Annotated in this window: 16 protein-coding genes; 6 read left to right on the plus strand and 10 right to left on the minus strand. The window is 71.9% G+C overall.

What is annotated here, in order from left to right; genetic code table 11:
• Nucleotides 1-8: 8 nt before the first annotated feature.
• The gene (locus KR546_RS01550) at nucleotides 9-851 is read right to left on the minus strand and encodes a rhomboid family intramembrane serine protease (protein WP_238442928.1); all 843 of its coding nucleotides are present in this window, start codon (nucleotides 849-851) and stop codon (nucleotides 9-11) included.
• Between the two features lie 205 nt (nucleotides 852-1,056).
• Between KR546_RS01550 and KR546_RS19525 the strand changes: the two genes are divergently transcribed.
• A complete protein-coding gene (locus KR546_RS19525; protein WP_238442929.1) occupies nucleotides 1,057-2,232 on the plus strand; it encodes an App1 family protein in 1,176 nt (391 codons plus the stop codon).
• A gap of 31 nt (nucleotides 2,233-2,263) precedes the next feature.
• Here the strand turns inward: KR546_RS19525 and KR546_RS01560 are convergent, their stop codons facing one another.
• Nucleotides 2,264-3,157, minus strand: a complete 894-nt coding sequence (locus tag KR546_RS01560) for a phosphoribosylaminoimidazolesuccinocarboxamide synthase (protein ID WP_238442930.1) — start codon at nucleotides 3,155-3,157, stop codon at nucleotides 2,264-2,266.
• Nucleotides 3,158-3,286: 129 nt separating this feature from the next.
• Between KR546_RS01560 and KR546_RS01565 the strand changes: the two genes are divergently transcribed.
• Nucleotides 3,287-3,919, plus strand: coding sequence for a DUF998 domain-containing protein (locus KR546_RS01565; protein ID WP_238442931.1), 633 nt, complete (start codon nucleotides 3,287-3,289; stop codon nucleotides 3,917-3,919).
• 67 nt (nucleotides 3,920-3,986) lie between these two features.
• Here the strand turns inward: KR546_RS01565 and KR546_RS01570 are convergent, their stop codons facing one another.
• The 5 genes from KR546_RS01570 to KR546_RS01590 form a co-directional block, all read right to left on the minus strand.
• Nucleotides 3,987-6,200, minus strand: a complete 2,214-nt coding sequence (locus tag KR546_RS01570; protein WP_238442932.1) for a M6 family metalloprotease domain-containing protein — start codon at nucleotides 6,198-6,200, stop codon at nucleotides 3,987-3,989.
• A 393-nt stretch (nucleotides 6,201-6,593) separates the two neighbouring features.
• On the minus strand, nucleotides 6,594-7,115 hold the full coding sequence (gene purE, locus KR546_RS01575) for a 5-(carboxyamino)imidazole ribonucleotide mutase (protein WP_238442933.1): 522 nt from the start codon (nucleotides 7,113-7,115) through the stop codon (nucleotides 6,594-6,596).
• A 117-nt stretch (nucleotides 7,116-7,232) separates the two neighbouring features.
• Nucleotides 7,233-8,369 (minus strand): LacI family DNA-binding transcriptional regulator, encoded by a 1,137-nt coding sequence (locus tag KR546_RS01580; protein ID WP_238442934.1) that lies wholly within the window; start codon nucleotides 8,367-8,369, stop codon nucleotides 7,233-7,235.
• Nucleotides 8,370-8,432: 63 nt separating this feature from the next.
• Nucleotides 8,433-12,344 carry a family 16 glycosylhydrolase gene (locus tag KR546_RS01585; protein WP_238442935.1) on the minus strand — a complete coding sequence of 1,304 codons (3,912 nt, stop codon included), beginning with the start codon at nucleotides 12,342-12,344 and terminating at the stop codon, nucleotides 8,433-8,435.
• Between the two features lie 127 nt (nucleotides 12,345-12,471).
• Nucleotides 12,472-13,482: a GlxA family transcriptional regulator gene (locus KR546_RS01590; protein ID WP_238442936.1), complete on the minus strand. Its 1,011-nt coding sequence runs from the start codon at nucleotides 13,480-13,482 to the stop codon at nucleotides 12,472-12,474.
• Between the two features lie 144 nt (nucleotides 13,483-13,626).
• Here KR546_RS01590 and KR546_RS01595 point away from each other — a divergent pair, with 144 nt between their 5' ends.
• The 3 genes from KR546_RS01595 (at nucleotide 13,627) to KR546_RS01605 (ending at nucleotide 15,606) form a co-directional block, all read left to right on the plus strand.
• A complete protein-coding gene (locus KR546_RS01595) occupies nucleotides 13,627-13,971 on the plus strand; it encodes a hypothetical protein (protein ID WP_238442937.1) in 345 nt (114 codons plus the stop codon).
• A gap of 178 nt (nucleotides 13,972-14,149) precedes the next feature.
• On the plus strand, nucleotides 14,150-15,076 hold the full coding sequence (locus KR546_RS01600) for a DMT family transporter (protein WP_238442938.1): 927 nt from the start codon (nucleotides 14,150-14,152) through the stop codon (nucleotides 15,074-15,076).
• Between the two features lie 44 nt (nucleotides 15,077-15,120).
• On the plus strand, nucleotides 15,121-15,606 hold the full coding sequence (locus KR546_RS01605) for a hypothetical protein (RefSeq protein ID WP_238442939.1): 486 nt from the start codon (nucleotides 15,121-15,123) through the stop codon (nucleotides 15,604-15,606).
• 21 nt (nucleotides 15,607-15,627) lie between these two features.
• Here the strand turns inward: KR546_RS01605 and KR546_RS01610 are convergent, their stop codons facing one another.
• Both KR546_RS01610 and purD read right to left on the minus strand, forming a co-directional pair.
• On the minus strand, nucleotides 15,628-16,167 hold the full coding sequence (locus KR546_RS01610; protein ID WP_274387398.1) for a P-loop NTPase family protein: 540 nt from the start codon (nucleotides 16,165-16,167) through the stop codon (nucleotides 15,628-15,630).
• A gap of 19 nt (nucleotides 16,168-16,186) precedes the next feature.
• Nucleotides 16,187-17,461, minus strand: coding sequence for a phosphoribosylamine--glycine ligase (gene purD, locus KR546_RS01615; protein ID WP_238442940.1), 1,275 nt, complete (start codon nucleotides 17,459-17,461; stop codon nucleotides 16,187-16,189).
• Between the two features lie 171 nt (nucleotides 17,462-17,632).
• Between purD and KR546_RS01620 the strand changes: the two genes are divergently transcribed.
• Nucleotides 17,633-18,094 (plus strand): VOC family protein, encoded by a 462-nt coding sequence (locus KR546_RS01620; RefSeq protein WP_238442941.1) that lies wholly within the window; start codon nucleotides 17,633-17,635, stop codon nucleotides 18,092-18,094.
• 263 nt (nucleotides 18,095-18,357) lie between these two features.
• Here KR546_RS01620 and KR546_RS01625 read toward each other — a convergent pair whose 3' ends face one another.
• Nucleotides 18,358-19,653 (minus strand): adenylosuccinate synthase, encoded by a 1,296-nt coding sequence (locus KR546_RS01625; protein ID WP_238442942.1) that lies wholly within the window; start codon nucleotides 19,651-19,653, stop codon nucleotides 18,358-18,360.
• Nucleotides 19,654-19,745: the final 92 nt, after the last annotated feature.

Consider the following 19,745-nt stretch of genomic DNA (forward strand, 5'->3'; position numbering starts at 1 on the left):
CGATCGGGTCACAGGCCCAGGCCGGTGTCCCAGCCGTTGATCCCCACCAGGATCGCGAGCAGCCCGAACGCGCCGGCGACGGCCCAGGCACCCCAGCCACGGGCCCGCTCCGGCCCCTCGAACACCAGCCACCCGGCGATGGCACCACCGATCAGCCCACCGAGGTGACCACCGATCGAGATGCCGCCGACGAAGAACGTGAACACGAGGTTGAGGATCAGCAACGAACCGATCGAGGTCGACCACGGGTTGATCCCGCGGGACCGCAGGCCGATCATCGCCGCGCCCATCAGGCCGAAGACGGCGCCGGACGCCCCGATCGTGAACGCCTCGTAGGACAGCACGAGCGCACCGGCGGACCCCGCCAGCAGCCCCGCCATGAAGGTCGCGAGGTAGCGGCTGGGACGCATCGTGCCTTCCAGGAGCATCCCGAGCTGCCAGGTCAGGTAGGCGTTGAAGCCGATGTGGACCAGCCCAAAGGGCAGCTGCGGGTCGTGGAGGAACCCCGAGGTGACGATCCGCCACCACTGGCCGGCGGCGACCGCCGGCCCGAACAGCGCGCCGCGACGGACCAGGTCGAGCCCGGGGATCTGCTCGCCGACATAGACGACCACCATGATCCCGACCAGCACCCGGGTGACCACCATCGCCTCCGAGGCGGACACGCGGCGGGCGGCCTGGCGCTGGCGAGCCGGCACCTGCGCGTCCTCCGGGCACAGGAAGCCGACCGGGGCGTCGATGGCGTCGTCCAGGCAGATCGGGCGCCCACACCGCGTGCACGACAGCGGCGCGGGGCGATCGGGGTGGCGATAGCAGGTCTGCCCCTGCTGCGAGGTGGTCTGGCCGGACATGCAACCTCCGCGGAACGCCGGGTCGATCGAGCGGCTCCGCGAACGTGCCGCGGGGCGGACGGCCCCCGACGGTATCCGGCGGGTCTCCGACCGGAGGTCGAACCCCGGCAGCACTCGCACCGACCGGCCCCGGACGAGTGGTGGGCCCGCAGTGCCGGGCACGGCGGGCATCCTGTCGACGACGGCGATCGACGACGAGGAACACGTGAGCACTCCCGACCACCCCACCGGACCACGCCACCTCCTGCACCGCGCAGCCCTGGCGTTGGAGCGTGGGCTCGACGCGCTGGCCCGACGACTCGACGACGGGTCTGCGCCGGACGACTTCCGGATCATCGCCTACGTCGGCCACGGCCACCCCGGCGAGGTGGTCGTGCGTGGCCGCGTGGTCGACGACCCCCGACCGCCCGAGGCCGTCGTCGGCGAGTCGACCTGGACGTCCATGCGGCGGATGGCGGCGCGGTTCGCCTCCGACGAGCTGCCGGGCGTGCCGCTGGTCGTGACCTGTGGTGGCGACCGCGTTGAGGTCACCACCGACGACGAGGGGTACTACGACGTCCGACTGCACCCGGACCTGCCCGTCGACGGCGGTCCCTGGCGCTCGGCCGACGTCCGCCTGGCCGAGGCCTGGCGCGGGCTCGACCCCGACACGCACGCCGTGGAGGCCCGGGTGCGGGTGCCCGGCCCCGACACCGACCTCGCGATCATCAGCGACGTCGACGACACCGTGCTGCAGACCGGGGCCCAGCGCTTCTGGGACATGGTGCGGGTCACGGCCACCGGCTCGGCGGTGACGCGCACACCGTTCCCGGGTGTCGCCGGCCTGTACCGCGCCCTGGAGACCGGGACCGGGGGACCGCGACGGCCGTTCTTCTACGTCTCGTCCAGCCCGTGGAACCTGTACGGCTTCCTCACCGGGTTCCTGCGCCACCGGGACATCCCGCTGGGCCCCCTGCTGCTGCGCGACCTCGGGATCGACGAGACGAAGTTCGTCAAGTCGTCGCACGGTGACCACAAGCTGGTGCGGATCCGCGAGGTGCTCGAGCTCCATCCCACGATGCCGGTGGTGCTGGTCGGCGACTCCGGCCAGCACGACCCGCAGATCTACGCCCAGGTCGTGGCGGAGCACCCCGGGCGGGTCCGCGCCGTGTGGATCCGCGAGGTCCGTCTCGATCCCGGTGACGAGAAGGTCGAACGCCTCGGGCCGCGGTTCGACGAGGCCGGCGTGCCGATGGTGCTGGCACCGGACTCCACCGCGTTCGCGGAGCACGCGGTCGAGCTGGGCCTCGTGCCGCCGGAGGTGGCCGCGGCCGTCGCCCGGGCCGTCACCGACGAGGAGGCCGGTGCGTCGGCGACCACCGCCGGACCGGAGCGGCACTGACGCCAGCGACCGGGCTGGACCCGGCGGGTCGTCAGCCGGCGTGCCAGCTCGAGAAGGGTTCGCCGGTGATCCGCTCGTAGGCCTCGAGGTACTTGGCCCGGGTCGCGGTCACCACGTCGTCGGGCAGCTCGGGGGCCGGCGGGGTCTTGTCCCAGCCCGTCGAGGTCGCGTAGTCCCGGACGAACTGCTTGTCGAAGCTGGGCGGGGTCGCACCCGGCGCCCACTGGTCGGCGGGCCAGTACCGCGACGAGTCCGGGGTCAGGACCTCGTCGGCCAGCACCACGTCCCCGTCACGCAACCCGAACTCGAACTTGGTGTCGGCCAGGATGATCCCGCGCTCGGCGGCCAGCTCCGCGCCGCGCCGGTACAGCTCCAGCGACAGGTCCCGGAGTTGCTCGGCGAGGTCGTCACCGACGTCGGCGGCCATGCGGGCGAACGTGACGTTCTCGTCGTGGTCGCCCTGCTCGGCCTTGGTCGCGGGGGTGAAGATCGGCTCGGGGAGGCGGTCGGCCTCGACCAGCCCGTCGGCGAGCTCGATGCCGCAGACCGTCCCGTCGCGCTGGTACTCCTTCCAGCCCGACCCGACCAGGTAGCCACGCACCACGCACTCGAAGGGCACGATCTCGACCTGGTCGACCAGCATGGTCCGACCGGCCAGGTGCTCGGCGTGGGCCTGCGCGGCCGGACCGAAGTCGGCCACGTCGGTCGACACCAGGTGGTTGGCGGTCGCGTCGCCGAGGTGGTCGAACCAGAAGGCCGACACGCCGGTCAGCACGCGGCCCTTGTCGGGCACCTCGGTGGGGTGGATCACGTCGTAGGTGGACACGCGGTCGGAGGCGACCAGCAGGAGGCGGTCGTCGCCGGCGTCGTAGATGTCGCGCACCTTGCCGGAGCGCAGGAGGGTGAGGCCGGGGAGGGCTGTCATCGTGATGGGCCTTGGTCGTTCGGGCCGGACGGGGGTCGTGGTGGAGGAGGCTACTGCCGTGTCCGGGACGTCCCTGCTGCCCGATGCCCTATCGTCCGGTGCCGCCGTCCCGTCCGGAGGCCCCTGACCGTGTCGCCCGCCCGTGCTCGCCTGCTGGGACGGCTCACCGTCGTCGGGGTGTCGTTCTACGTCGGTGCGTGGCTGGTCGCCGGCTGGTGGACACCGGGCTACGACCCGGTCACCCAGGCGATCAGCGAACTGTTCGCGCTCGGGGCGCCGGCCGGGCCACGCTGGCTCGTCACGATCGCGCTGGTCGTCACCGGCCTGCTGCTCGTCGCGTTCGGGGGCGCCCTCGAGGTCCTGCTCCCGGGGACCGGCCGCGCGGCGCCGATCGCGTGTGCGGTGTCGGGTGTCGCGACCCTGCTGATCCCCCTCGCGCCGTGCTCGCCCGGCTGCCCGGGCTTCGGGACCACCCCGACCGACAGCGCCCACCTGCTGTTCGCGGCCACCGGCTACGTCGCGCTGATCGCCACGCCGTTGCTGGCGGCCTGGCGGGTTAGGGACGACGACCGGCGACTGGCCGTCGTCTCGGTCGCCTTCGGCCTGGTGGCGACGATCGGCTTCGTGATCGGCGCCTCGGCCCAGTTCCAGGAGGTCGGTGGACTGGTCCAGCGCGTCTACAACACCACCGCCGACGCGTGGTTGGTGGTGGCCGGGTTGTGGCTCACCCGAGGACCGGGCACCCGGCCGGGCAGGCCGTGAACGGCCGTGGGGCCCGGCTCCTGGGAAGGAACCGGGCCCCACGGACGATGGTGCGCTGACGCGCGACCTACTCGCTCGGACGGACCTCGACCTGCATGAAGTTGCCCTGGGCGGACGTGTTCTTCACGCGGATCTGGGTGCCGGTGTTCGGGTTGATGACCCCGTGGCGCGGGATCTCGTCGTTGTAGTACTGCTTGGTGTCGTCGAAGACCGACTCGGCCGGCAGGCTCGGGTGGTTCGACGGCTGGCTGTTGTGGTGCAGGGTCAGCGCGTCGGTGTCCTCGACGCCGAAGGTGGCGTCGTAGGTCTGGATGCGCGGACGCCACGGAGCACCATCGGCACGAACCATCGTCTCCGGGTGGGCGTCGATCGGCAGGATCAGGCCCTCGCCCGGGTGCTGCGACGTGTTGTTGTTGTTCTGCGAGGTGTCCCACAGGCTGATCAGCAGGCCGTCCTGGTAGGGGAAGCGCTCCACCAGGTCGCCGTACTGGTCGAGGAAGCCGAAGTTGTACGGACCGGTGCGCAGCGCGTCGTCGTAGCCGCGGTAGACGCGGTTCTCGGCGATGTAGTACTGGTTGTAGAAGGCACTGGACGAGCCGGTGGTGACGGTGAAGCCGTCGAGGGTGAAGTCCTCCTCGGCGACGTCGGTGCCGTCGATGGCGACCGCGTCGGCCGAGAAGCCGGGCTCGATGGCCGCGACGTCGGTCCAGTAGCGGAAGCCGACCCATGCCGTGCCGGTGTGGCCGGACAGGTCCGCGGTCAGCTCGGTCCAGCCGTTGCTGTCCCCGGTGATCCCGTCGCCGAAGTTCTGGCCGTTGGGGTCGGTGTTGGTGGACAGGTTGGTCGGCACGGACTGCCAGGTCGCACCCTGGTCGGTCGACACGACCGCGTAGGCGTAGTCCCAGTCGACCTCGATGTCGTAGTCGACCATCGCGGTCATCTCGGACGAGCCGGTCAGCTCGGCCTCGACGTAGGCGACGTTGTCGAGGTTGTTGCCCTGGCCCGAGTACAGGAAGGTGTCACCCTCGAAGGGGGTCCCGATCTCCTCGAAGACCTCCTTCTGCGGGAGGATCGTGATCACGGCCTGTGCCTGCTTGGTGGTGGCAGACGCGGGGCCGAGCTTGTGCTGCGACTTCTCGCCGGCGTAGGCCACCTCGTAGTCGAGCCACCCGAGCTGGAACTTCTCCCAGGCACCCATGTGCATCGGCTTGGTGCCGATGTCGACGGTGCCGTCGTTGCCGTAGGAACCGGACGACATCAGGGTCCAGAAGCCGGTGCCGTTCTCGCCGCCACCGGTGTCGTACAGGTCGGGCAGGCCGAGGTCGTGGGCGTACTCGTGGGCGAACACGCCGACGCCACCGTTCTCGGGCTCGACGGTGTAGTCGCCGATCCAGATGCCGGAGTCGCCGACCTCGTAGCCGCCGTTGGGCGCGCCGCTTGACGGACCGCCCTCACCGATGCCGGTCGACTGGATGTACCAACGGTGCGACCAGATCGCCTCGGGATCACCGGTCTCGGCGCCCGGGCCGGCGTGCACGGCCTGGAAGTGGTCGATGTAGCCGTCGGACTCGTCGAAGTCGCCGTCGCCGTCGTAGTCGTAGCGGTCCCACACGTCGAAGTCGGCCAGGTACTCGCGCGCGCCGTCCTCGCCCAGCTCGGCGACGAGGTCGTCCCACGTGTTGTCGACGGTCTCCTCGATGAAGGGCCACACGCGGCTGGTGCAGTTCGGGCAGGGCTGGCCCGCGTCGTTGATCTCGGTGCCGTAGTCGACCTTGTCGCCGGAGACCCCGACCCAGTCGGTCACGTCGCCGTTGACCGTGTAGCGGCCGGACGACAGCTCGAGGTAGAAGTCGCGCATCGACGGATCGGCGACGTTCTCCTCGAAGAGCAGGTTCTCGTAGTACTCCTCGCTGAAGTCGGGCTGCCAGATCGTGGAGTTGTCGACCTCGCGGTCCGGCTCGGGGATCGAGTTGTGCGGGGTGTCCGCGAACTCGCCCAGCACGGTCCAGATGCTTTCCTCGCCCTCGCGCTCCAGTTCGACGAACTGGCCCTTGGCGACCTGGGCGACGGGCCCGGACTCGCCCTTGTCGGACAGGACGCGCTCGAGGGCGGTCTGGCGCCGCTCGGCCTGTTCCTCGGCGAGCGGATTGGGCAGGTTGTCGCTGCGCTGCACCACGTCGCCCGGCTCGACCGGGGGGGCTGCGCTGGCGGTCGTCGTCGCGACCAGCGACGACGCGGCGAGCGCCATGGCGGCGACCACCGAGAGTCTCTTGGTGTTCATGAATGCTCCATCGGGGAACGGACGTGGACACGCGTCAGTGACACGGGTGGTGCCGGAGGACGCCTGGCGAGACCCCGGGTCGGGGCCGAGGGCCAGTGAAGGGCGTTGTCCGGACGTCCAGTGGCCATGGTGCGCGCTCAATGCGCATCATTCCGGGCCGGGCATGCATGAAGATCAATGAAGTCCATGAAGAGCGCGTCAGCCGTGCAGGCTCGGCGACGTGCGCGAATCCGCCCTCCAGCATCCGTTGCGCAGCGCTCGCGCGGTGTCACGGAAGGCTGGGGGCGCGACGTGTCCGCATGCGGACATGTCGGAACCCGGCACCCCGGATCGTGCGATCGGCGCATGCACGGACACGGCCGTCCGGACGGTCGGGATCACCGGTGGGGTGGGTCAGGGCTGGAAGCCGAAGCCGCCTCGCTCGGCACCCCCGTCGGGGGTCCAGGACCGGTGCTCCATGCCCTTGTCGGCCTGGGCGGCGCGGAAGTCCGCGAGCGCCTCGGCCACGCCGTCGTCGGACAGCGCCAGGATCTGGGCAGCCAGGATCGCCGCGTTCTTGGCGTTGTCGATCCCGACCGTGGCGACCGGCACACCCGGCGGCATCTGCACGATCGAGTACAGCGCGTCGGCCCCGCCGAGGTGGTCGGACAGGCACGGCACCCCGATCACCGGCAGGGCCGTGTGGGCGGCCACGACCCCGGGAAGGTGGGCGGCGCGACCGGCTCCCGCGATCAGGACGCCGTAGCCGGACTCGGCCGCCGACGATGCCCACGCGGTCACCTTGGCGGGGTTGCGATGGGCCGACATCACGTCGAGCGTGTACGGGATGCCGAAGTCCTCGAGCTGCTTGGCGGCCTTCTCCATCACGGGCAGGTCGGTCTTGGAGCCCATCACGATGCCGACGGTGGCGGTCATTGAGGTGTCCTCGTTTCGGGGGTGGCGACTGGCCCGGCAGGCTAGTGGTCGGCCTCGGCGCCACCGGAGCGCCTGCGTCACCCGCGCGCAGGATCCCTGCCCGGCTCGAGGACCCCGTCAGTCGGGCACCGTGGAGCCGCGGACGACCAAGGCGACGTCCAGCACGGTCCGCCGGCCCTCGTGGCCGTCCACGCCACTCCCGGTGACCGGCACGACCCGGCCATCGGCGGACCCCCGGGCGTCGCGGGCCGGGCCCGTGGCCTCCGTGCCCACGAGGTCGAGCAACCGGTGGACGGCCAGGCGGCCGACGCTGGCCACGGGCTGGGCGACCGTGGTCAGCGGCGGCGTGGACACCCGTGCCGGAGCGAGGTCGTCGAAGCCGGCCACCGCGACGTCGTCGGGCACCCGCAGTCCGTGCGCGTCCAGGGCCGCCATGGCCCCCACCGCGATCGCGTCCGAGCCGGCCACGAGGGCGTCGGGCCGGGTCCCGGCGGCCAGCATCCGGTCCATCGCACGACGACCGTCCTCCACGCCGAAGTGGTCGGCGGCCTCCACGCCGACCAGGGTCACGGCGGCGGCCTCGACGGCGCGTCGCGCACCCTCGAGGCGCCGACGGGCCGACGGGTTGCCCTCCGGTCCCGCCAGCACGGCGACCCGTGCCCGCCCGAGTTCGACCAGGTGCTCGACCGCCAGCCGCCCACCAGCGAGGTTGTCGACGTCCACGGAGGTGGTCGAGGCATCGCTCGGCTCGCCGATGACCACGACCGGCAGGCCGGCGTCCAGCAGTGCACCGGGTACGGGATCGTCGTCGACACTCGCGGTCGCCACCACCCCGTCGAGCAGTCCGTCCGCCGACAGCTTGGCGGCGAGGCGCTCCGTGGTGTCGGGTCGCCCGGCCAGCGGGTCGTCGGTCAGCACCGTCGCGACCGTGCAGCCCGCTCGCTGCGCCGCATCGACGACGGCCGACACCAGCGTCGCGAAGTAGGCGTCTCCGAACACCGTGGACGCGGGCTGGGGGATCAACAAGCCGAGCATGCCCGTGTGCCCACGTCTCAGGCTGCGCGCGATCCCGTCGGGCACGTAGCCGACGTCCTCCATCACCTCCTGCACGCGGGCGCGAACCTCGGGCCGGACACTGGGGTGGTCGTTGAGCACGCGCGACGTGGTGGACCGGGACACCCCGGCCAGGCGTGCCACCTCCTTCAGGGTGACGCGCCCACCGGACGTCGAGTGGTCGGATCGACCTGCTGCCACGCCCGCCCCTCCCCGCGTTCCCGTGTCGCCGGCGCGCCCGCTCGGTCAGCCGCGTCCGCTCGGTCAGCCGCGTCCGCGGCCCGGCCGGGACCGATCGGGCTCGCAGGCCGTCGTGGTCTCGGCCGCGCAGGCGTCCGGACCTCGTCCACCGTCAGCGTGGTCGACGCCGTCGCCACCGTCCAGCACGTCGGGCGCGTTGCCGCCGACGAGCCGGTCGTCGTCACCGCCTCCACGCAGTTCGTCGGGAGCGTTGCCACCCGAGAGCACGTCGTTGCCGGCCTCGCCGAGCAGGAGGTCACGGTCGTCGCCACCCGCCAGCTCGTCGGCACCGGTGCCACCACAGACCACGTCGTCGCCGTCGCCCGCGTCGACCCGGTCGTCGCCGTCGAGCGCGAGGATGACGTCGTCACCGTCGGTGCCGACCAGGTCGTCGTCCTCCAGGGTGCCGAGCAGGGTGAAGGTGCGTCCGGCACAGGCAGGCAGCGAGGCCGGGTCGTCGGGGTCGGATCCGGCGGCCTCCTCGATCACGTCGGGCACCCCGTCGGCGTCACCGTCGCGATCGGGATCGACCACGACCTCCACCGATCCGGCGTCGCAGGTGTCGTCCACCCGCTCGACCCCGCGCTGGTCGACCTCGTCGCAGGCATCGGTCCCGGCGTCGACGACCGGCGAGGTGTCCGCCGGCAGGTGGGTCAGGGTCGACCCGCCGTTGTCGGCCAGCGGTCCGAGCACCACGTCGACCCCCGACTGGTCCGTGGGCTGGTCGAGCCCGCAGGTCCCGTCGCCGTCGACGTTGCCGCCGCCGGACACCAGCGCGATCGCTCCGGCACCGTTGCGCAGGAAGGCGCAGTCGGTGGAACCGGAGGCGTCGTTGCCGGCCAGGATGGTGTTGCTGGCCATCACGGTGGCCCCGACCTCGCCGAAGCTGGCGACCAGGACACCGCCGGCGGTCCCCGGCGGCGCCGTGTTGTCCGTGACCGTCACGTTGACGAGGTCGACCGTGCCGTCGGTGACGAACATCCCACCGCCGTGCCAGGCCGTGGACGTGTTCCCGCTGATCGTGCTGTCGGTGATCGCCACGTCCCCCAGGCTGCGGATGCCACCGGCGACGTCCGCCGCGACGTTGCCGCTGATCGTGCTGTCGGTGATGGTGGTCTCCGAGCCGAAGAAGCCGTAGAGGCCGCCGGCGGGCTGGGCGACGGTGCCGTTGTCGGCGATCGTCGTGCGCACCAGTTCGAGCCGCCCGTCCTGGCCGGTCCAGATGCCGCCGCCACCCCGGTCGAAGGCCGGTGGGCCGGCACTGGTCTCGGTGTTGGCGACGACCGCTCCGTCCCGGATCGTGAGGTCACCGAGGTTGAGGATGCCGCCGCCACGTCCGGAACCGGCCCCGCCGGTCACCGTCACGGCGTCCAGCACGACGGCCGCCCCGGCCTCCACGGTCAGCACCCGCACCGTGTCACCACCCGACAGCGTGAAGCCGGGCGCGTCACTGGCGTCGACCACGACGTCGCGCGCCGCCACCAGTTGGGAGTCGAGCTCGACGGTCGTGTCGGCCAGGCTGGCGTCGACGACGATCGTCGCACCGTCGCAGGCCCGTTCGAGCGCGCGGCGCAGGCTGCCGTCCCCGGCGTCGGCGCCGGACGTGACGACCGGGTTCGGTTCACAGGCCGCCTCGACCAGCCGGAGCTGGTCCATCGACCGGGTCACGTCGTCGGGCAGGGCCAGTTCCCAGCCCCACAGCTCGGACAGGGTCAGGCCGTTGTCGGGAGCCCCGTCCGGCTGGGTCTCGTCGCGCTCGAAGGCCGACCACGGCACGGTCACCTCGCGCCAGCCGTCGACGTCGTCGGTGATGGTGGCGGTGAAGCGCTCGGCGGTGTCGGGAGCGGACCAGACCCGCACCCAGTCGAACAGCGTCTCCTGTGGGAGGTCGAGGTCGTCACCCAGCGGCCCACCGAAGTTGCCGCCCAGTGCGACGTTCATCAGCAGGGTGAACGGGTGGTCGAACACCCACTCGTCGGGGTCCACGTCAGCGGGCGTGGCGGTGTGGTACTGCACCCCGTCCAGCTCCCACGTGATCAGCCCGTCCTGCCACTCCACGGCGAAGGTGTGGTAGGCGTTGCCGACCGGCTCGCCGAGGTCGACCGGGCCGGAGCCGTAGGACTCGCCGCCGGAGTAGCCGGGTCCGTGGATCGTGCCGAAGATCGAGGTCGGCTGGCGACCGACGAACTCCATGACGTCGATCTCGCCGGTCTGGGGCCAGCCGACCCGGCGGAAGTCGTTGCCCAGCGACCAGAAGGCGGGCCAGATGCCGGTGCCCTCGGCCACCTTGACCCGCGCCTCCCAGCGGCCGTGGCCGAACTCGCGCTTGCCCTCGGTGATCAACCGGGCCGAGGTGTGGGTGCAGTCGCCGTACCAGCACGGCAGGCCCGCGGCCGCGGGGTCGTCGACCTCGCGGGCCGTGATCACCAGGTTGCCGTCACCGTCCAGTGCGGCGTTGTCGGTCGAGTCGGTGTAGTACTGCAACTCCTGGTTGCCCCAGCCCCAGCCACCGGTCTCGTAGGTCCAGTCCGCCGGGTCCGCCGGGGCGCCGGCCGGTCCGTCGAACTCGTCCGACCAGGCCAGCTCCCAGCCGTCCGGGCCGGGATCGGGGCCGCGGTCGTCCTTGACGGTCAGCTCGAGCTCGGACCCGGTGCCGGTGCCGTCCAGCCACAGGGTGAGGCCGTCGGTGTCGTTGGCGTCGACCGGGAAGGCCCAGTCGTGGCCGACGGTGCCGGGTCCGGCCACGTCCAGCACGTGCTCCCACCTCCCCTGGCCGGGCAGCCCGTCGGCGTCCCCGGCCGCGATCTCGCGCACGGCCATCGTCGCGTCGTCGGAGGTGTCCAGCAAGGCCGGGGCGTGGAGCTCCTCGACGTCCTCGAGCAGCAGCGGGTCGGTGGGGTCGTCGTCCACGATGCTCACGCTCGCACGGCCGGCCGCACCCGGGTCGAGGCCGTCCGGGACGTCCGTGAGCTCGACCAGGAACGTCTCGGGGACCTCGTCCTTGGCGTCGTCCACCAGCGGCACGGTGAACGAGGCCGTGGTTGCTCCGAGCGGGAAGGTCAGGGTGGCGCTGGTCGGGACGTAGTCGCGGTCCGGCGTGGCGATCAGGTCCTCGCTGGAGGTGCGGTCGGTCGACGGCGACGTGGCGGCCCGGACGACGATCTCGTCCTCGGCCGGACGCGTCAGCCGGACGGTCACCACCGCCTCACCACTGCCCTCGTCCACGTCGAAGATCGGGCGGTCGAAGCCGAGCGCGAGCGGCCGGGTCCCCCAGACCTGGGCGTCGTCGACGTACCACGTGACCGCCGCGTCGGTGGTCAGCGCGCCGATCGCCCAACCGTGCACCTCGGTGAGGTTCAGGCCGTCGTCGGGTGCGCCGTTGCCGATGTTCTTGCGGGCGAACTCGTCCCACTCCCACTCCAGGAGCCGCCAGCCCGAGAAGTCGTCGACGAACGACACGCTCCAGCGCTCGGCGTCGTCCGTGGTGGATCCCTCGCCGCGGTTGTCGAGCACGTCGATGAACATCCCGGTGCCGGTGTCCTGGCCGAACACCCAGACGGCGAAGCCGGCGTAGCTGCTCCAGTCCTGCGGTGTCCACGAGGTCACCGCGGCGTCCTCGAACGAGTGGGTGACACCGGCGAAGGCCTCGACGTCGACGTCCAGCTGGAGCACGTCGTTGTCCGAAGGGGCGTCGGGGCGGACCGCTGGTGGCGCGTCGGTCGTGGTCACCGCCACCGTCGACGCCGCGTCCTGGAACGTGTTCCAGCCGATCAGCACACCATCCCCGTCGGTCCCGCTGGGCAGGCCGGACTCGAAGTCGTCGACCACCAGGACCGGCGCTTCCTGTGCGGTGGCAGCGACGGGGACGAGCAGGGCGAGCACCAACGCCACCAACGCGAGCAGTGGGTGACGGTGGGCGCGGGTGGCGTTCTGCACGATCGCTCCGATTCGGTCGAATATTGCTCTTGGGATCGATCCCAACGCCAAACGATTGCACAGAGCTGCGCCATTTGCAACCCCTTGGCAACACGATGGGCGGAGGATGCACGCCGCCGCGCGCAACTCAGCTCGCGCGGGTGAAACGGCTGCGGTAGGCCGTCGGCGTGACCCCGACCGCGTCGTCGAGTCGCAGGCGCAGGTTGGCGGCGGTCCCGAGCCCGCTGCGCTCGGCGACCTGGTCCACGGTCAGGTCGGTGGTCTCCAGCAGGGACCGTGCCCGCAGGACCCGCTGGCCCGTGAGCCACTGGTGCGGGGTCGTCCCGGTCGCCCGGCGGAAGTGGCGGGCGAAGGTCCGTGGGGACTGCGCCGCACGCTCGGCCAACTCCTCCACCGACAGGTGCTGGTCGAGGTTGTCGATGGCCCAGGCCATGACCTGGCCCATGGCGTGCTCGGCCGTCGGGGGGGTCGGGGCCGGGGCGACGTACTGGGCCTGTCCGCCGTCCCGGTGGGGCGGCACCACCATGCGACGGGCCACGCCGTCGGCGACGTCGGCCCCGTGGTCCAGGCGGACGAGGTGCAGCGACAGGTCGATGCCCGCCGCAGAACCCGCCGACGTGAAGACCCCGTCGTCCTCCACCCAGAGCACGTCGTGCTCGGCATCGACCCGGGGGAACCGCTCCCGGAAGGTCTCGAGGTACATCCAGTGGGTCGTGGCCCGACGCCCGTCCAGGATCCCGGCCTCGGCCAGGGCGAAGGCGCCCGAGCAGAACGACACCATCCGCGCCCCGCGGTCGTGCGCCGCCGCCAGGGCCTCGAGGACCGGGGTGGGCGTGTCGAGCGGCTCGCGACGGAAGATCGGCTGGGTCTCGGCGTCGGAGCGCTTGGGGGCCATCGGCACGATCACCGTGTCGGCCGTGGCCAGGTCGTCGAGCCCGCCCGGGACCTGCAGGTCGAACCCGAACCGCGTGGGCACGGTGCGTCCGGGCACCTCGGCACAGACCCGCAGGTCGTACCACTCGTCGATCCCCGCGGCGTCCATCACCTCGCGCCGCGTGATGCCGAAGACCTCGCAGGCGACCGCGAACTCGAAGGGGTTCATCCAGTCCATGGCGAGCAGTGCCACGACGTGTGCCATCGTTGCGTTCCTTCGGTCGTCCAGCCGGCTCTCCCACCCGTCCGGACGAGTGGCAGGATCATTTCGAACCGTGTCGATTCTGCCACTCGTCGGACGCGCTGTCAACCGCGACAGTCGTGGTCGACGCCCAGAGGAAGACCGGACATGGCCACCACGACCACCCGACGCCGACCGACCGTCCACACCCGCGAGCCCCACGCCGAGCCCCGCGCCCGGCAGACCCACGCACACGAGGCCGGCGACCTGCACGACCTCGCCAGCCTGCTGGCCGCGCCGATCGTCGACGCCGACCAGCGGGTGCGCGTCGACCGGGCCCTCGCCCTGCTGTTGGGCCCCGACGGGGCGCGTGCCCCGCACCTGCAGCCGACCCGACGCACGCCGGACGTGGTCCGCCGCCGCATCGCGGGTCGCGCGCTGGCCCGCCTGTCGCGCCGCGACGTGCGACACCGCCACCTGGTGGCCGGCGCCCTGGCCATCCTGCGCCCGTGACGATGCCCCGACGTCCGGCACGACGCCCGACACGACAGCCGGCACGACCCAGGGTCGTGCCGGATGGTGCCGACGGGCGCCGGCCGCGCGACCCGCGACGTCACGGGCCCGCACACCTCACCATCCGCCTGTCCGCGTCGTTGGCAGGTCACCGACGCCGGCACGACGAGGAACCGCGATGACCCATGCTCCGTCGACCGTCCCCCCGATCACCGCGGGGACCGGCGAACTCCGCACCGACCGCGACCCGTTCGCGGCGATGGACTGGCTCCTCATGGCCGGGCTGTCGCTGGTGTGGGGCTCGTCGTTCCTGCTGATGGCCGTCGGCCTGGAGTCCCTGCATCCCGGCGTGGTCACGTGGCTGCGCGTGGTCTCCGGGGCCGCCGCCCTCCTGGTCGTGCGCCGTCGGCGCGTCACCTTCGAGCCGGACGACCAGCGCCGGCTCGTCCTGCTGGCGGTCACCTGGGTCGTCGTGCCGTTCACGCTGTTCCCGATCGCCGAGCAGCACGTCAACTCGGCGGTCGCCGGCATCCTCAACGGCGCCACGCCGATCTGGGCCGCACTGGTCGGGGCCGTGTGGTTCGGGCGACCGTCCCGTGGCCTGCAGCGCATCGGGCTGGTGGTCGGATTCGTCGGCATGGTCGTGGTGAGCGTGAGCAGTTCGGGGGCGGGTGGCGACACCGCGGTGCTCGGGATCGTGCTCGTGCTGGTCGCGACCCTCCTCTACGGCTGGTCCCTGCAGCTCCTGGGCCCCCTGCAGCACCGCTACGGCGCCGTCCCGGTCGCGCGTCGCCTGCTGGTCCTGGCCAGCGTCGCGACGACGCCCTTCGGCCTGTGGGGCCTGCGCGACAGCACCTTCGAACCCGTGCCGGTCCTGGCGACCCTGGTGCTCGGGGTCGTGGGAACGGGCATCGCCTTCGTGATGATGTCGGTGCTCGCGGGCCGGGTCGGAGGATCCCGCGCCTCGTTCGTGACCTACGTCATCCCGGTCGTGGCCGTGGCGCTGGGCATGGTCGTGCTCGGCGACGAGGTCCAGCCCGCGGCGCTGGCCGGGGTCGTGCTGGTCATCGCCGGTGCGGTCGCCGCGTCGCGGCGCGAGGCCTGAGCGGCGGCGTACCCTCGGTGCTCCCCGAGGTCGGATCACCGTCCATGTCCGCCACGCCCACGCGCTCGCGTCGTGACCACGACGACGCCGTCGACCCGTCGACGGCGGACGACGCGACGGCGCCCGACCGGACGGGACCAGGGTCCGACCCGTCGAGCCCGACGTCCACGGGCCACGCTCGTGATCGTGGGACCCTCGACCGGATCGCCCGCCGCGTGCTCCTCCTGCGCGACACCGAGCCCCGGGCCCTGTTCGACATCCAGGGCTCGCTGCTCCTGTCGTGCATCCGGTGCATCCTGACCTACGTGGTCATCCCGATCGCCGTCCCGCTGGTCAGCTGGGCCGAGGTGGTCGCGACGCCCCTGTCGCTGGTCCTGTCGTTGATCGCCACCGGCATGGCCGTGCGGAGCCTGCGCCGGGTCTGGCAGGCAGACTGGCGCTACCGCTGGTCCTACACGGTGTTCATCGCCGTGGTGGTGATCCTCCTCGCCGTCGGCATCGCCTTCGACGTCCGGGCGTTGCTTCCCTGATGGCTGGCCGTCGGTCAGCCGTCAGGCGGGGACATCGGCGAGGAAGCGGGCGACGTCGGACGGGGTGGTGAGGCGGATCGTCCGGGCGTGGGCCCAGTCCGGGTCGGTCGCCGCTGCCAGGGCCTTGCGGTGGTAGTTCGGCCACTGCGTCCAGGTCCACCGCACGATGCTGCGCTCCGGATCGCGCGACAGCACGTTGCGCAACGACTCACGGTTGTCGTTCCACAGCGCTTCGCGCGTCACCAACCTGGACGCGGTGCGCCACACGACTCGCCTGGTCACGAGTGCGCGTGGGAGGTCGAGCCAGACCAGGGTGTCGACGCGCTCGCGCAGGACGGGCAGGGCGAGCCGGTAGTTGCCGTCCGCCACCCAGCGGTCCCCGGCGACCGCAGAGGCGACGGCAGCCCGGAAGTCGTCGTCCTCCGGCGCCTGCCATCCGGGCTGGTGGTACAGGGCGTCGAGCTCGACCCGCGGGACGCCCAGGCGCTCGGCCAGCGCCATGGACAGGGTCGTCTTGCCCGACCCCGAGCACCCCCGCACCAGGACGCGACGCATGGCCACGAGGGGCCCTCCCGTTCCGTCAGGTGGCGGCGGCGATGTCACTGCGTCGGTACAGGCCGTCGAAGCTGATCTCGTCGGCTGCGGCGTAGGCGGCGGCTCGCGCCGCGTCCACGTCGGCGCCGCGACCGACCACGTCCAGGACCCGGCCACCCGCGGTCACCAGGCGATCGTCGGTCCGGGCGGTCCCGGCGTGCACGACGTGGGCGTCGTCACGCGCGTCGGCGGCGTCGACCCCCCGGATCGGGACGCCGGCCTGGTAGTCGCCCGGGTAGCCGCCCGACGCGAGGACGACGGTCACGAACGCGTCGTCGTGCCAGTCCACCACGACGTCGGCCAGCGACCCGGTGGCCGAGGCCCACAGCAGGTCGCCGAGGTCACTGGCCAGCCGTGGCAGGACCACCTGGGTCTCGGGATCACCGAACCGGACGTTGAACTCGATCAGCCGGGGGCCGCGGTCGGTCACGGCCAGCCCGGCGTACAGCAGCCCGCGGAAGGGCATCCCCCGGTCGGCCATCACCTGCAGCACCGGTCGGAACACCGACCCGGCGAGTCCCTGCACCTCTGCATCGCCCAGCCCGAACCCCTCGACCGGTCCGTAGGCACCCATGCCCCCGGTGTTGGGGCCGGCGTCGCCGTCCTCGGCCCGCTTGTAGTCCCGGGCCGGCGCGAGGAGGGTCACGTCGGTCCCGTCACAGACGCCGAACACCGACCGTTCCGGACCGTCCAGGAACTCCTCGATGACCAGGTTCGCGCCGGCGTCGCCGAACACGCGTCGGACGAGCGCGTCGTCGACCGCCTCGCGAGCTGCGGCGAGGTCGTGGCAGACCCGCACGCCCTTGCCGGCGGCCAGCCCGTCGGCCTTGACGACGTAGGGGCTGCCGAAGCGGTCGAGTGCCTCGTGGGCCTCGGCGCGGTTGGAGGTCGACACGTACCCGGCCGACGGGGCGTCGGCCTCGGCCATCATCTCGCGGGCGAACGCCTTGGAGCCCTCGAGCCGTGCGGCTGCGGCCGACGGCCCGAACACCGGGACGTCACGCTGCGCCAGGACGTCGGCGACGCCGGCGACCAGCGGCGCCTCCGGTCCGACCACCACCAGGTCGATCCCACGCTGCGCGGCCAGCGCCGAGACCGCCTCGCCGTCGGTGGGGTCGACGTCGTGGATCGGCCCCAGGTCGGCCAGTCCCGGGTTGCCCGGGGCCGACTCGACCCGGTCGACCGAGTCCGACTCGGCCAGGCGAAGGCCGAGCGCATGCTCGCGCCCACCTCCACCCAGCACCAGTACGCGCCTGCCCATCCGGTCCTCGATCTGCTCTGGGGATCTGCTCTGGGGATCTGCTCTGGGGATCTGTTCGCGGTGTCCCGCGGCCCGGCGAGACCCCGCTGCGGGACCACGGCCGACCGGCCTTGAGATCGTCACGAGCCTAGGCCTAGGGTCGGCACCGACCCGCATCGACAGGACCGACCAATGGCCATCTCCGAACCCGCGACCGGGGTCACGGCGTCCCTGACCGTCAGCCCGTGCGCCGACGCGATCGACTTCTACGTCGAGGCGTTCGGGGCCGAGGAGGTCGAGCCACGCATGGAAGGCCCGGACGGGACGATCTGGCATGCCGAGATCGTGATCGAGGGGACCCTGATCATGCTCGGCGACGCCACCGACATGGCCCCGACCGACACCCCCGCGAGCCTGGGCGGCTCGACGTGTGCCCTGTTCGTCTACACCGACGACGTCGACGCGCTGTGGGAACGCGCCATCGCCGCCGGGGCCGAGGAGGTCTTCCCGCTCGAGGACCAGTTCTACGGTGACCGCGGCGGACGGGTCCGCGACCCCTTCGGCCACACCTGGGGCCTCGGCCAGCACGTCGAGGACCTCTCCCGGGAGGAGATGGAGCGCCGCATGTCCGCCTGGACCGACGCGCGCCCGTAGGCAACGCATCCCTTCCGTACCAGGCAGCATCCGGGCGCATTGGAGTTGCTCGCTCCGCTCGCAACGTCCACCGACTCATCGTCCGATGAACACACCCGCCCTCCGCGCGCTCGAACCTGCAGGTCCCCACCGCCACCCGATGTGAGTTGGACGCACCGATGTGAGTTCGTGGCGCATGTGCAAGCAACTCACATCGCGATCAGCAACTCACATCACGTCGAGGCGCCAGCGTGGGAGGGAGATCGCCACGGCGTGGCCCACGGTCACGGCACGAGGGGGACGTCGCGGCGGACGAGGGTCTGGGAGCGCTTGGGACCGACCGACACCCACGTGATGGGGGCGTTGCACAGGTCTTCCAGGAGGTCGACGTAGTCGCGGGCTTCCCGGGGCAGGTCATCGTAGTCGTCGACCTCGGTGATGTCGCCCGTCCAGCCCGGGACCTCCTCGTAGACCGGCTCGGCGTGGTGGAAGATCGACTGGTGCGGCGGGAAGTGCTCGTAGACCTCGCCCTCGTAGCGATAGCCCGTCGCGACCTTGAGCGTGTCGAACTCGCTGAGCACGTCCAGCTTGGTCAGGAAGATGTCGGTGAAGCCGTTGACCCGGTTGGCGTAGCGCGCCAGCACGGCGTCGAACCACCCGACCCGGCGGCGGCGACCGGTGGTGGTGCCGTACTCGCCCCCGACGTCGGTCATGCGGTCGCCGACCTCGTCGAACAGCTCGGTCGGGAACGGGCCGGTGCCCACGCGGGTCACGTAGGCCTTGGTGATGCCGATGACCCGGTCGATGTGGCGCGGCCCCAGGCCCGCACCGGTCAGGGCTCCACCCGCGACCGGGTTGGACGAGGTCACGAACGGGTAGGTGCCGTGGTCGAGGTCCAGCAGGGTGCCCTGGGCACCCTCCATGATGATGTGGCGCCCAGCCTCGAGCGATTCGTGGATCAGCCCGGAGGTCTCGGCGTGCAGCGGCGCGAGACGCTGCGCGTACCCGAGGTACTCCTCGGCGATCTCGTCGGCGTCCATCGGCAGCCGGTTGTAGACCTTCGACAGCAGCTCGTTCTTGTGGTCCAGCGCCGCGTCCAGCTTCTGGCGGAAGATCTTCTCGTCGAACAGGTCCTGGAAGCGCAGCCCGACCCGGGACGCCTTGTCGGCGTAGGCCGGCCCGATCCCCCGCTTGGTGGTGCCCAGCTTGGCCTTGCCGAGGCGCCGCTCGATGAGCATGTCGAGCTCGCGGTGGTAGGGCATGATCAGGTGGGCGTTGCCCGACACCTTGATGCGGTCGAACGGCTCGAGGCCCTTGGGCTCCAGCCCGTCGAGCTCCTCCAACAGCACCTTCGGGTCGATCACGACCCCGTCGGCGATGACCGGGGTCACGTGCGGGTACAGGATCCCGGACGGGATGAGGTGGAGCTTGAAGACGTCGTCACCGACGATGACCGTGTGGCCGGCGTTGTTGCCGCCCTGGTAGCGGACGACCAGGTCGGTGGAGTCGGCCAACAGGTCGGTGGCCTTGCCCTTGCCCTCGTCGCCCCACTGGGCGCCCACGATGATGGTGGCTGGCATGGCTGGGAGATCCTTGGCGGCGCTGCCCCGCGGCGCTGACACGACATCCGTCACAGTGCCGGGACGCGGCGGAGGCAGGAGCGGCGGACGCG

It is taken from the genome of Salsipaludibacter albus (assembly GCF_019798055.1).
In the GTDB taxonomy this organism is placed as follows: Bacteria; Actinomycetota; Nitriliruptoria; order Nitriliruptorales; family Nitriliruptoraceae; genus Salsipaludibacter; species Salsipaludibacter albus.